This is a genomic window from Escherichia sp. KTE172 (assembly GCF_000408845.1).
Taxonomy (GTDB): domain Bacteria; phylum Pseudomonadota; class Gammaproteobacteria; order Enterobacterales; family Enterobacteriaceae; genus Escherichia; species Escherichia coli.
Genome location: NZ_KE137316.1, coordinates 391,691 through 404,885, shown reverse-complemented (window position 1 = coordinate 404,885; position 13,195 = coordinate 391,691). Strand labels below are relative to the sequence as shown.

Annotated in this window: 11 protein-coding genes and 1 pseudogene; all 12 read left to right on the top strand. The window is 44.1% G+C overall.

What is annotated here, in order from left to right; genetic code table 11:
• Positions 1 to 43 precede the first annotated feature (43 nt).
• Complete coding sequence (locus tag G434_RS21695) at positions 44 to 739, top strand: putative quinol monooxygenase (protein WP_000909117.1); 696 nt, start codon at positions 44 to 46, stop codon at positions 737 to 739.
• 15 nt (positions 740 to 754) lie between these two features.
• Positions 755 to 1,558, top strand: coding sequence for a carboxymuconolactone decarboxylase family protein (locus G434_RS21700; RefSeq protein ID WP_000843779.1), 804 nt, complete (start codon positions 755 to 757; stop codon positions 1,556 to 1,558).
• Positions 1,559 to 1,960: 402 nt separating this feature from the next.
• Positions 1,961 to 2,227: pseudogene (locus tag G434_RS26920) on the top strand (helix-turn-helix domain-containing protein); the annotation flags it as partial.
• Between the two features lie 433 nt (positions 2,228 to 2,660).
• Positions 2,661 to 3,224 carry a type 1 fimbrial major subunit FimA gene (gene fimA / locus G434_RS21705; RefSeq protein ID WP_001296758.1) on the top strand — a complete coding sequence of 188 codons (564 nt, stop codon included), beginning with the start codon at positions 2,661 to 2,663 and terminating at the stop codon, positions 3,222 to 3,224.
• 362 nt (positions 3,225 to 3,586) lie between these two features.
• On the top strand, positions 3,587 to 4,297 hold the full coding sequence (locus G434_RS21710) for a fimbria/pilus periplasmic chaperone (protein ID WP_001195159.1): 711 nt from the start codon (positions 3,587 to 3,589) through the stop codon (positions 4,295 to 4,297).
• A 41-nt stretch (positions 4,298 to 4,338) separates the two neighbouring features.
• Complete coding sequence (locus G434_RS21715; protein WP_001310032.1) at positions 4,339 to 6,990, top strand: fimbria/pilus outer membrane usher protein; 2,652 nt, start codon at positions 4,339 to 4,341, stop codon at positions 6,988 to 6,990.
• A 13-nt stretch (positions 6,991 to 7,003) separates the two neighbouring features.
• A complete protein-coding gene (locus G434_RS21720) occupies positions 7,004 to 7,534 on the top strand; it encodes a type 1 fimbrial adaptor subunit FimF (RefSeq protein WP_000876770.1) in 531 nt (176 codons plus the stop codon).
• Between the two features lie 12 nt (positions 7,535 to 7,546).
• Complete coding sequence (locus tag G434_RS21725; RefSeq protein ID WP_000825458.1) at positions 7,547 to 8,050, top strand: type 1 fimbrial minor subunit FimG; 504 nt, start codon at positions 7,547 to 7,549, stop codon at positions 8,048 to 8,050.
• A 58-nt stretch (positions 8,051 to 8,108) separates the two neighbouring features.
• Positions 8,109 to 9,023 (top strand): fimbrial protein, encoded by a 915-nt coding sequence (locus G434_RS21730; RefSeq protein ID WP_000520696.1) that lies wholly within the window; start codon positions 8,109 to 8,111, stop codon positions 9,021 to 9,023.
• A 332-nt stretch (positions 9,024 to 9,355) separates the two neighbouring features.
• Positions 9,356 to 11,635: an acid resistance putative oxidoreductase YdeP gene (gene ydeP, locus G434_RS21735; protein WP_000726672.1), complete on the top strand. Its 2,280-nt coding sequence runs from the start codon at positions 9,356 to 9,358 to the stop codon at positions 11,633 to 11,635.
• 247 nt (positions 11,636 to 11,882) lie between these two features.
• A complete protein-coding gene (safA, locus tag G434_RS21740) occupies positions 11,883 to 12,080 on the top strand; it encodes a two-component system connector SafA (protein WP_001309504.1) in 198 nt (65 codons plus the stop codon).
• Between the two features lie 74 nt (positions 12,081 to 12,154).
• Positions 12,155 to 12,916 (top strand): acid stress response transcriptional regulator YdeO, encoded by a 762-nt coding sequence (ydeO, locus tag G434_RS21745; RefSeq protein ID WP_000060481.1) that lies wholly within the window; start codon positions 12,155 to 12,157, stop codon positions 12,914 to 12,916.
• The last annotated feature ends 279 nt before the right edge of the window (positions 12,917 to 13,195 follow it).

Here is a 13,195-nt window from a genome sequence, read left to right as displayed (position 1 = left end):
TAAAAAGATCATCGTGAAAAAGACTTTTATGCTTTTAATTTGCATGCTAATAAGCAGCCCTGTCTTTGCAACAAAACCGGACGCGCCGAATAAGCCGGAGATGAATATCTTCGAGCTCGGCATCAGACCCGATCGGGACAACGACTTTGCAGACGTGGCCAGACAGACGATTTCCGCTTCGGTTGATCATGAAGCAGGTACACTGGCGATGTATGCCCTGCAACGCAGCGACAATTCAGGTCAGGCATTCATGTTCGAACTCTATGAAAATGAGCGTGCTTATCGCAAACATCTCAATGCCGCCCCATACAAAGCATTCGCTGCTCGTGCACCTGACATTATTGACAGTAAGAAGAAAATTACCCTGGAGCCACAGTTTCTGGGCGACAAACACATCATACCGAATGAACGAACTATCAATAATCTGGTGATCGTCGAAGTAAAGCCTGAATTTCAGAGCGAATTTAGAAACATCGTCCTTCCTGAAATGGTCGAGTCGCTCAAAGTAGAGAAAGGCGTGTTAGCCATGTATGCCGGTACAGATTCAGAGACTCCAAAACGCTGGTATTTCTATGAGATTTACGCCAGTGAGGAGGATTATCAACTGCACCGACAAACGCTGCACTTCCTGGATTACCTCAGGCAAACGGCGCATATGAGCGCCAGGAAGGACGCAATCCCGGTAAAACCGGTATTTCTTCGTAACAAAGGCGGAATCAAACAGGAGCCGCAACGTTGACCAGTAAGGATTAACATGAAAAGCGTACTTGCAGCAGCGGCTATGTCGCTTGTTATTTCTGATTTTGCCAATGCTGAGGAAACAAGAGGTAAAGCTATGATGAAAATAGAACCGTCAGCGATTTCGGAAGCTGATATTCGTTCCGTCTCACCGGCTCTCGCGCGCTTTGGTCGCGAAGCTATTACTGAAGATCTGTGGACACGCGACGCCCTCTCACCGAGGGATCGTAGTGTGGTGACCGTCGCCATGCTGATTGCCCGCAACCAGCCTGCCGAGCTTAAGCACTATATTGACGTCGCTCTCGATAGCGGCGTGACGCCAGCGGAATTATCAGAAATCATTACCCATCTGGCGTTCTACTCAGGTTGGCCAAATGCAATGTCAGCCGTCAGCGTGACCAAAGCAGTATTTGAAACTCGTGGCGTCACGCCAGATGCGCTTCCTGACGCTTCTCCGGACCTGCTTCCTCTCAATCAGGAAGCAGAAAAGCAGCGTTCAGAGACAGTGGAAAAAAATGTTGGCCGAATATCTCCAGGCTTGGTTAAATTTACTGCTGACCCACTGTTCCTGGATCTCTGGCAAAGACCCGCGCTAACCCCCCGTGATAGAAGCCTGATTACGGTCAGCGCGTTAATCGCATCTGGACAGAGCGCGCAGATTGGCTATCACCTTAACAGAGCGATGGATAATGGACTTTCTGCTGAGGAAGCTGGGGAGATCGTTACCCAAGCCGCGTTTTACGCTGGCTGGCCAAACGCATTTACCGCTGCTCCTGTTGTCGGAGAGGTATTAATCAATCGCTCATCGAGTAAAACGTAATATTACTGAACACCAAAACCTGACGCACATCACAACATTAGAACGAACAGTTCATGAACCAACAGACGTGACATCGAGTGATTTATGGACAGCGTTTAACACAGTTATGAACCAAAACTGAGTTCATAACTGTGAGTTTGAATCGTCATTTGATTAATATCCATTTAAAACAGTTTGTTATGCTGTTTCTGGTGCTGAAGTCAATTATGTATATCCCTCAAACCCAGAATAGTTAAATGGAATTTGAGTGATGCGAAGCGATTTTACGGTCGTCGTTATTACTTCAGGGTTCCAGAACATAAAGCCTCTCCTCTTTCATGATTGGCCTGTGCATACCGGATATAGGCTGGCTGGTATGCAGGTTTGCCGTTTGCCGCATCTTCCCTGCGTTGAAGAGTCAGGCTGGCAAACCGCGTGCAAATGAACACACCCTCTTTCCATCAACACTTCAGACAGCTTGCGGGAATGAGTCCACTCCGGTATCAGAAATGGCTACGCCTCAATGAAGCCAGGCGACTGATGCTGAATGAACATTACGATGTCACCACTGCAGCCTATGCTGTCGGTTACGAAAGCTTATCCCATTTCAGTCGGGAATATTCGCGGATGTTTGGAGAGTCACCTAAGAGAGATATTGCCAGGTTAAGAAAGTCTGTCGATCAGCTTTAATAAACCCTGCATTTATCTGGTTAGAGCAATTTGGCGTTAGTTTCAGAAAGCAAACATTAACCATAGCTAATGATTTTTAGCCATATAAACCATTAGTAACTCTTGACCTTTCCTGACACTTCCCTTGTTCGCAATAATATTCTGTTTAGTCGCTGTTTATAAATAACATGCATAATGAAATCGTAATGTTATTTAGCGACATAAAATGTCTTTGCAAATACTCTCTACAACAAGTGCTGCAATAAACTTGTTGTGATTAGGTGTCCTTGTAATTTAAAGATATTATCGTTCTTCGTGAAATGTAATAACCCTGGAAACTATATTCTCAGGGCAATATCCCATCAAGAATGATTCTTGTTTTATAAGCAATAACAGAATGACTTGATTGTTAACTTTCTTTATTAAGCTACTTAAATATAAATTTTGGAGAATTATGAAACTCAAACATGTCGGTATGATTGTCGTTTCTGTGTTGGCGATGTCGTCTGCTGCGGTAAGCGCAGCCGAGGGTGATGAATCAGTAACGACCACTGTTAATGGCGGTGTTATTCATTTTAAAGGTGAAGTGGTAAATGCCGCTTGTGCGATTGATTCAGAATCAATGAACCAAACGGTTGAGCTGGGTCAGGTCCGTTCTTCTCGTCTGGCTAAAGCGGGTGACCTCAGCTCCGCCGTTGGCTTCAATATCAAGCTGAATGATTGTGATACCAATGTTTCCAGTAATGCAGCTGTTGCATTCCTGGGTACTACTGTCACCAGTAATGACGATACGTTAGCGCTGCAGAGTTCAGCGGCAGGCTCTGCCCAAAATGTCGGTATTCAAATTTTGGACCGTACGGGTGAGGTATTAATACTTGATGGTGCCACTTTTAGTGCTAAAACTGACTTGATTGATGGCACGAATATATTGCCGTTCCAGGCTCGATATATTGCTCTCGGGCAGTCAGTAGCTGGTACTGCAAACGCTGATGCGACCTTCAAAGTTCAATATCTATAATTCAATCTTAAGGTGGCTATACGTCATCTGAAATTGAAACAGGGTGTGTGTGGCATGGCTACGCACACCCGAGCAATTCACCAATGTTCATCTCATTATTAATGAGGAATAGTTTGTGTTTTGGAGCGGTATGAAAAAATCACATAATATCTAAACGATCAATAAACAACAGTAGTTAAACTTACTGTTATTTAAAATATTTACTTTGTAGCAAGGTTTTCCTATTAAAAGAGAACCAACATTTATTACAAACGCATTAAGTCTGGAAACCCGGCGAGTCGCCAATGTATTAGCAATATTTACTGATTGTCTGATGTAACGGTTTTCCCGCTTATCCTCTTAACACATGGAGAATGCATCAGATGCAAACTACGCGTACCCCCTACTCTATTTCCTTTATGGCGACAGTGTTACTTTTATTGCTCTTTGCTTGCCATAGCACCATTGCCAACGCAGCTGTCGCACTGGGTGCGACGCGGGTAATTTATCCGGCAAACCAGAAACAGGTTTTATTGCCTGTCACGAATAATGATCCTGCCAGTGTCTATCTCATTCAGTCATGGATAGAAAATGCAGGTGACCAAAAAGACACCCAGTTTGTCATTACGCCACCGCTTTTTTCCATGCAAGGTAAAAAAGAGAATACGCTGCGGATAATCAACGCCACTAATCATCAGTTACCAGGCGACCGTGAAAGCCTGTTCTGGGTTAATGTTAAAGCTATTCCTGCTATGGAAAAAGATCAGAAGAATGAGAATACATTACAGCTGGCAATTATTAGCCGCATAAAAATGTTTTATCGCCCCACGAACCTGGCAATGGCACCTGAAGAAGCGCCTGCAATGCTTCGGTTTCGTCGCAGCGGCAGCAAACTCACTCTTATTAATCCAACGCCCTACTTCATTACCGTAACAAATATGAAAGCAGGAAATAGCAATCTCCCAAACACCATGGTGCCGCCAAAAGGTGAAGTATCGGTGGATATCCCGCATGCTGCAACCGGGGATATCAGTTTTCAGACGATCAATGATTACGGTGCATTAACTCCGCGTATTAAGGCAACCATGCAGTAAGCCAGTGACCTAATTAATAATAAACTCAATCGGAATTAATAATGACAGCCTTTCGTGCCGCATTTAAGGCATATCGTATGCATCAGGTGTTACTACTGCCTCGCTTTGCACGGCTTACCATTGCCCTTGGCTTAGCAACTGCGGTATTTCCCGTTGACGCAGAGTATTATTTTAATCCACGGTTTTTAAGCAATGATCTTGCTGAATCTGTCGATTTATCCGCCTTTACTAAGGGACGCGAGGCACCACCTGGTACATATCGGGTCGACATTTATTTGAACGACGAATTTATTACTAGTCGGGATATTACTTTTATTGCAGATGATAATAACGCAGATCTCATCCCATGCCTGAGTACAGATCTTCTAGTCAGTCTTGGCATAAAAAAATCAGCGTTATTAGACAATAAAGAACATTCGGCAGAAAAACATGTGCCGGACAACAGCGCATGCACACCACTTCAGGATCGTTTGGCCGACGCATCAACTGAGTTTGATGTTGGTCAGCAACATCTGTCACTCTCCGTTCCGCAAATTTATGTTGGCAGAATGGCTCGCGGCTATGTTTCTCCTGATCTGTGGGAAGAAGGAATAAATGCTGGGCTTCTAAACTATAGTTTTAATGGTAATTCTATTAATAATCGTAGTAACCATAATGCAGGAAAATCCAACTATGCATATTTGAATTTACAGAGTGGCATCAACATTGGTAGTTGGCGACTGCGCGATAACTCAACGTGGAGTTATAACAGTGGGAGTAGCAATTCATCTGACAGCAATAAATGGCAGCATATCAATACGTCGGCTGAACGTGACATTATTCCCTTACGCTCACGCTTAACGGTAGGTGATAGTTATACCGATGGCGATATTTTTGATAGTGTGAACTTTCGTGGCCTCAAAATAAATTCAACAGAAGCGATGTTGCCCGATAGCCAACATGGTTTCGCTCCGGTGATTCATGGTATTGCCCGCGGCACCGCACAAGTGAGTGTAAAACAGAATGGATACGATGTTTATCAGACTACTGTCCCACCCGGCCCTTTTACTATTGATGATATCAACTCTGCGGCCAATGGTGGTGATCTGCAAGTAACCATAAAAGAGGCAGACGGCAGTATTCAGACATTATATGTTCCTTATTCGTCTGTTCCGGTTCTCCAACGTGCTGGATATACGCGTTATGCGCTTGCCATGGGGGAATATCGTAGTGGAAATAACCTGCAAAGCTCCCCCAAGTTCATACAAGGTAGCTTGATGCATGGACTGGAAGGAAACTGGACACCTTATGGCGGAATGCAAATTGCAGAAGATTATCAGGCCTTCAACCTTGGTATTGGTAAAGATTTAGGACTTTTTGGTGCCTTTTCTTTCGATATCACGCAGGCCAATACGACACTTGCAGATGGCACCCGTCACAGCGGGCAATCGATTAAATCCGTCTACAGCAAATCCTTCTACCAGACGGGAACCAATATCCAGGTCGCAGGATATCGCTATTCTACGCAAGGTTTTTATAACTTATCCGACAGTGCCTACAGTCGAATGAGTGGTTACACCGTCAAGCCTCCTACCGGAGACAGCAACGAGCAGACACAATTTATTGATTATTTTAATCTGTTCTACAGTAAGCGTGGTCAGGAACAAATAAGCATCTCTCAGCAGCTTGGAAATTACGGTACGACATTTTTTAGTGCCAGTCGCCAAAGTTACTGGAACACGTCACGCAGCGACCAGCAAATATCATTTGGATTAAATGTGCCGTTTGGTGATATTACGACTTCGCTGAATTACAGCTATTCCAATAATATATGGCAAAACGATCGGGATCATTTACTTGCTTTTACGCTTAATGTTCCCTTCAGTCATTGGATGCGTACAGACAGTCAGTCGGCATTTCGTAATTCAAACGCCAGTTACAGTATGTCAAACGATTTGAAAGGCGGCATGACCAATCTATCGGGAGTTTATGGCACTCTGCTGCCGGATAATAACCTGAATTATAGTGTTCAGGTCGGTAACACCCACGGGGGTAATACATCGTCTGGCACCAGTGGTTACAGTTCTCTTAATTATCGTGGAGCTTACGGTAATACGAATGTCGGTTACAGTCGGAGTGGTGACAGCAGCCAGATTTATTACGGAATGAGTGGTGGCATTATTGCTCATGCTGATGGCATCACCTTTGGACAGCCGCTGGGCGACACAATGGTTCTGGTTAAGGCTCCTGGCGCTGATAATGTCAAAATAGAGAACCAGACCGGTATTCATACCGACTGGCGTGGCTATGCCATATTACCATTTGCGACAGAATATAGAGAAAATCGTGTCGCTCTTAACGCGAATTCCCTTGCAGATAATGTTGAACTGGATGAAACCGTGGTCACTGTCATCCCAACTCACGGTGCTATTGCCAGAGCAACATTTAATGCACAAATCGGCGGGAAAGTATTAATGACGTTGAAGTACGGTAATAAGAGCGTTCCATTCGGTGCAATTGTCACTCACGGAAAGAATAAAAATGGCAGCATTGTCGCGGAAAACGGTCAGGTTTATCTGACTGGACTTCCACAGTCAGGGAAATTACAGGTTTCATGGGGCAAAGATAAAAACTCAAACTGTATTGTCGAGTACAAGCTTCCTGAAGTTTCTCCTGGTACCTTACTGAACCAGCAGACAGCAATCTGTCGCTAAGGAACAATAGATTATGAAATACAATAACATTATTTTCCTCGGTTTATGTCTGGGGTTAACCACCTATTCTGCTTTATCCGCAGATAGCGTTATTAAAATTAGCGGGCGCGTCCTCGATTATGGCTGCACAGTCTCATCGGATTCGCTTAATTTTACCGTAGATCTCCAAAAAAACAGTGCCAGACAATTTCCAACGACCGGTAGCACAAGTCCAGCCGTCCCTTTTCAGATTACGTTAAGTGAATGCAGTAAAGGGACAACGGGGGTTCGGGTTGCATTTAACGGGATTGAGGATGCAGAAAATAATACTCTGTTGAAACTGGATGAAGGAAGCAATACGGCCTCCGGTTTGGGTATAGAAATACTGGACGGAAATATGCGTCCGGTGAAATTGAATGACCTTCATGCCGGGATGCAGTGGATCCCACTGGTACCAGAACAGAACAATATTTTGCCTTACTCCGCTCGTCTGAAGTCAACTCAGAAGTCCGTCAATCCGGGACTGGTGAGGGCTTCGGCAACCTTTACCCTTGAATTTCAATAATCAGAGTCAGATATGAAAAGACTTCACAAGAGGTTCCTGTTAGCTACGTTTTGCGCGTTATTCACAGCAACTCTCCAGGCCGCCGATGTCACTATCACTGTTAATGGTCGGGTAGTCGCTAAACCCTGCACTATTCAAACCAAAGAAGCTAACGTTAATCTCGGGGATCTTTATACGCGCAATCTGCAACAACCTGGTTCTGCATCAGGCTGGCACAATATTACTTTGTCATTAACCGATTGTCCGGTTGAAACAAGTGCAGTGACGGCAATCGTGACAGGTTCAACTGACAATACGGGTTATTACAAAAATGAAGGTACTGCCGAAAATATTCAGATAGAGCTAAGGGATGACCAGGATGCGACGTTAAAAAATGGCGATAGCAAAACGGTTATTGTTGATGAGATCACTCGTAATGCACAGTTTCCACTTAAGGCAAGAGCTATCACGGTGAATGGAAACGCAAGCCAGGGAACGATCGAGGCGCTAATCAATGTGATCTACACCTGGCAATAACGTCGATTCGATTTTCTTAGCCTCTTTTTAAATCAATTTTTTAACCTTAGGATATATCATGGGTAAAACAATAAGTATGAAGCTTCTGTTCGGTATTTATCTTCTATTAATGGCAGGCAAAGTTTTTGCCTTCAGTTGTAATGTCGATGGCGGGTCAAGTATTGGAGCAGGTACAACCTCTGTTTATGTTAATCTCGACCCTGTAATACAACCGGGCCAGAATCTGGTTGTAGACTTGTCTCAGCATATAAGTTGCTGGAATGATTACGGCGGCTGGTACGACACTGATCATATAAACCTGGTACAAGGCTCAGCTTTCGCAGGCTCTCTACAGTCATATAAAGGATCGCTGTACTGGAATAATGTGACCTACCCCTTCCCGTTGACGACAAATACTAATGTATTAGATATTGGTGATAAGACACCGATGCCATTACCGTTAAAACTCTATATTACCCCAGTCGGTGCGGCCGGTGGAGTTGTCATAAAAGCCGGGGAAGTTATTGCCCGTATTCATATGTATAAAATTGCCACGTTAGGAAGTGGAAATCCGCGTAATTTTACGTGGAATATTATTTCAAATAACAGTGTTGTTATGCCAACAGGCGGCTGCACCGTTGATAGTCGTAATGTCAACGTGAATCTCCCGGACTTTCCTGGAAGCGCAGAAATACCCCTTGGCGTATATTGCTCAAGTGAACAAAAGCTCTCATTTTATCTTTCGGGTGCTACCACTGACAGTGCCAGACAAGTGTTTGCTAACACAGCACCAGATGCAACAAAAGCATCGGGAGTGGGTGTCTCTCTGATGCGTAATGGAAAAATACTGGCTACGGGAGAAAACGTCTCCCTGGGGACAGTAAATAAAAGCAAAGTACCTCTGGGTTTAAGCGCAACCTATGGACAAACAGGAAACAAGGTTGCAGCCGGAACCGTCCAGTCAGTCATTGGTGTCACTTTTATCTATGAATAATTGTGATTTTGACATTGGTCTATGCGCTCCATTCACGAAGATTGCGCGGATAATTATTTTGTGAAGGCTATTATCCTACATCTGTAAGAAAATCCGCGCACAATTGAAGCCAGAGTCTTATTTTTTATATTGAAAAATATGTTAATTTAAACACTATGAGAGATGATGCTTAATTTATCGTATTTAATCTTTTGTTTAACGATAATAGATTAAAATAGAAAGAGAGTAGTCCCCTACTCTTATATATCCATGTTGACGATAATCCCTTTGTATATACTGTGCATCATCGCTATTACAAATCCTAATAATTCATTTCCACACAGGATAAGCAAATGAAGAAAAAAATTGAATCCTACCAGGGAGCTGCCGGTGGTTGGGGTGCTGTTAAATCCGTAGCGAATGCAGTACGTAAGCAGATGGATATACGCCAGGATGTTATTGCCATGTTTGACATGAATAAGCCAGAGGGCTTTGACTGTCCGGGATGTGCATGGCCAGATCCTAAGCACAGTGCGTCATTCGACATTTGTGAAAACGGCGCAAAAGCAATCGCCTGGGAAGTCACGGATAAGCAGGTAAATGCCTCTTTCTTTGCTGAGAATACGGTTCAATCATTACTTAACTGGGGAGATCACGAGCTTGAGGCTGCGGGGCGTCTCACCCAGCCTTTGAAATATGATGCCGTCAGCGACTGTTACAAGCCATTAAGCTGGCAACAAGCTTTCGACGAAATTGGCGAACGCCTTCAAAGCTATAGTGATCCCAATCAGGTTGAATTCTATACTTCGGGCCGCACTTCCAATGAAGCTGCCTTTCTTTATCAGCTTTTTGCTCGTGAATACGGGAGCAATAACTTCCCCGACTGCTCCAACATGTGCCATGAACCGACCAGTGTGGGTTTGGCAGCGAGTATCGGTGTAGGTAAAGGGACCGTGTTGCTGGAAGACTTTGAGAAATGCGATTTAGTCATTTGCATTGGGCATAACCCTGGTACAAACCACCCTCGCATGTTGACTTCGTTGCGCGCTTTAGTGAAACGGGGAGCGAAAATGATCGCCATCAATCCTCTACAGGAACGTGGCCTGGAGCGATTTACCGCACCGCAAAACCCGTTTGAAATGCTGACGAACTCTGAGACTCAGTTGGCCAGTGCCTACTACAACGTGCGCATTGGTGGTGATATGGCGTTGCTCAAGGGGATGATGCGCCTGTTAATTGAGCGCGATGATGCTGCAAGCGCCGCAGGTCGGCCCTCATTGCTGGATGACGAATTTATTCAAACGCATACCGTCGGCTTTGACGAGCTACGCCGTGACGTTCTCAATTCCGAGTGGAAAGATATCGAGCGTATTTCTGGACTAAGTCAGACTCAAATCGCCGAACTGGCTGATGCATATGCCGCTGCCGAACGCACCATTATCTGTTACGGAATGGGGATCACTCAGCACGAACATGGTACCCAGAATGTACAGCAACTGGTCAATCTGCTGTTGATGAAAGGTAACATTGGCAAGCCTGGTGCGGGTATCTGCCCACTACGAGGTCACTCTAATGTACAGGGCGACCGAACCGTCGGTATCACCGAGAAACCGTCTGCAGAGTTTCTGGCTCGCCTGGGTGAGCGCTATGGTTTCACCCCACCTCATGCACCTGGACATGCAGCAATTGCCAGCATGCAAGCAATATGTACGGGGCAGGCTCGAGCATTGATCTGCATGGGGGGCAACTTTGCACTGGCAATGCCAGATCGGGAAGCAAGCGCTGTACCGTTAACACAATTAGATCTGACGGTACACGTAGCCACTAAGCTTAACCGCTCTCATCTGCTGACCGCACGGCATAGCTATATTCTGCCGGTTCTGGGACGTAGCGAGATTGACATGCAAAAAAGCGGTGCGCAGGCGGTAACCGTTGAGGATTCAATGTCGATGATTCATGCCTCGCGTGGCGTGTTAAAACCCGCCGGTGTAATGCTGAAATCAGAGTGTGCAGTGGTCGCGGGTATCGCGCAGGCGGCACTACCCCAGAGCGTGGTAGCCTGGGAGTATCTGGTGGAAGATTATGATCGCATTCGCAATGACATTGAAGCTGTGCTGCCAGAGTTCGCCGACTATAACCAGCGCATCCGACATCCTGGAGGTTTTCACCTGATAAACGCAGCTGCTGAAAGGCGCTGGATGACGCCGTCAGGTAAGGCTAATTTCATTACCAGTAAAGGGCTGTTAGAAGATCCCTCTTCAGCGTTTAACAGTAAGCTAGTCATGGCGACAGTACGCAGTCACGATCAGTACAACACGACGATTTATGGTATGGATGATCGCTATCGAGGGGTATTCGGTCAACGAGATGTGGTCTTTATGAGTGCTAAACAAGCTAAAATTTGCCGTGTAAAAAACGGCGAAAGAGTTAATCTTATTGCGCTTACGCCAGACGGTAAGCGAAGCTCACGCCGCATGGATAGATTAAAAGTGGTCATTTACCCTATGGCTGACCGCTCACTGGTGACCTATTTTCCAGAATCGAATCACATGCTAACACTTGATAACCACGATCCATTAAGTGGCATTCCTGGCTATAAAAGTATTCCGGTTGAATTAGAACCATCAAATTAATTCGCCTCCTCATTTCTTCTGCTGTCATCCGCACAGCAGAAGAATTCCTCATTGACCATTGTCGCGCAATTTACTCACATGTGCTAAATTAAACTGCTCGTTATAAGATATATACCTCCGCCTACAGCTGTAAGAAACTCCGCTCAGTACTGAAGCGCCAGTCCTATTTCCTCTATTCTCCAGCCTGTTATATTAAGCATACTGATTAACGATGATTAACGTCATTCGTTTAATAAACACATTTGAAATGCATGCGACCATAGTGAAAAATAAAATCACGCAAAGAGACAACTATAAAGGGATCATGTCTGTAATTGTGGTTGTCTTATTACTGACCCTTACATTGATAGCCATTTTTTCGGCAATTGATCAGCTGGGTATTTCAGAAATGGGGCGCATTGCAAGGGATCTTACACATTTCATTATCAATAGTTTGCAAGACTGAAAATAAACAGCAAATTATAAATATGAAATGTTAAAAAAGTATCGATAAAAACTTTATTGTTTTAAGGAGATAAAATGTCGCTCGTTTGTTCTGTTATATTTATTCATCATGCCTTCAACGCTAACATTTTAGATAAAGATTACGCCTTCTCTGACGGCGAGATCCTGATGGTAGATAACGCTGTTCGTACGCATTTTGAACCTTATGAGCGGCATTTCAAAGAAATCGGATTTAATGAAAATACCATTAAAAAATATCTACAATGCACTAACATCCAGACAGTGACGGTGCCTGTTCCTGCGAAGTTTTTACGTGCTTCAAATGTACCGACTGGATTGCTTAATGAAATGATTGCTTATCTCAACTCGGAAGAACGCAATCATCATAATTTTTCAGAACTTTTGCTTTTTTCTTGCCTGTCTATTTTTGCCACATGCAAAGGTTTCATTACACTATTAACTAACGGTGTGCTATCCGTTTCCGGGAAAGTGAGAAATATTGTCAACATGAAGCTGGCGCACCCATGGAAGCTGAAAGATATTTGTGACTGCCTGTACATCAGTGAAAGCCTGTTGAAGAAAAAACTAAAGCAAGAGCAAACGACATTCTCACAGATTCTTTTAGATGCCAGAATGCAGCACGCAAAAAATTTGATACGCGTAGAAGGTTCAGTCAATAAAATTGCCGAACAATGTGGTTATGCGAGTACATCTTATTTTATTTATGCGTTCCGCAAACATTTTGGCAACAGTCCAAAGAGAGTTTCTAAGGAGTACCGTTGTCAAAGGCACACGGGTATGAATAAGGGCAACACGATGAATGCTTTAGCTATTTGATTATTTGCTAACGAGTAGTCAACCACGCACCCTACGTAAAAATTAAAATGGGGCAGCCATTCCCTGCCCCGCGTTGTTTTTAGGCGATATATTTATTGAAATAAATAAGTGACATTCATCACATATTTATGCATTTGCATAACCTGTTGCATGATTATTTATGATCTCAATTCGGCATTTTGTCAGTAAAATACAATAATTTATTAAATATCAATAGATTAGTTGTTTATCGTCGAGAAATTACTTAGTAGAATAGAAAGTAATGTCAACGCTTCATGG

Excerpts from the sequence above, each read along its gene's own strand:
- G434_RS21730 (WP_000520696.1), top strand. The coding sequence starts at position 8,109 with ATGGGTAAAACAATAAGTATGAAGCTTCTGTTCGGTATTTATCTTCTA.
- ydeP (WP_000726672.1), top strand. The coding sequence starts at position 9,356 with ATGAAGAAAAAAATTGAATCCTACCAGGGAGCTGCCGGTGGTTGGGGT.
- G434_RS21725 (WP_000825458.1), top strand. The coding sequence starts at position 7,547 with ATGAAAAGACTTCACAAGAGGTTCCTGTTAGCTACGTTTTGCGCGTTA.
- G434_RS21700 (WP_000843779.1), top strand. The coding sequence starts at position 755 with ATGAAAAGCGTACTTGCAGCAGCGGCTATGTCGCTTGTTATTTCTGAT.
- G434_RS21715 (WP_001310032.1), top strand. The coding sequence starts at position 4,339 with ATGACAGCCTTTCGTGCCGCATTTAAGGCATATCGTATGCATCAGGTG.
- G434_RS21710 (WP_001195159.1), top strand. The coding sequence starts at position 3,587 with ATGCAAACTACGCGTACCCCCTACTCTATTTCCTTTATGGCGACAGTG.
- ydeO (WP_000060481.1), top strand. The coding sequence starts at position 12,155 with ATGTCGCTCGTTTGTTCTGTTATATTTATTCATCATGCCTTCAACGCT.
- safA (WP_001309504.1), top strand. The coding sequence starts at position 11,883 with ATGCATGCGACCATAGTGAAAAATAAAATCACGCAAAGAGACAACTAT.
- G434_RS21695 (WP_000909117.1), top strand. The coding sequence starts at position 44 with ATGCTAATAAGCAGCCCTGTCTTTGCAACAAAACCGGACGCGCCGAAT.
- fimA (WP_001296758.1), top strand. The coding sequence starts at position 2,661 with ATGAAACTCAAACATGTCGGTATGATTGTCGTTTCTGTGTTGGCGATG.
- G434_RS21720 (WP_000876770.1), top strand. The coding sequence starts at position 7,004 with ATGAAATACAATAACATTATTTTCCTCGGTTTATGTCTGGGGTTAACC.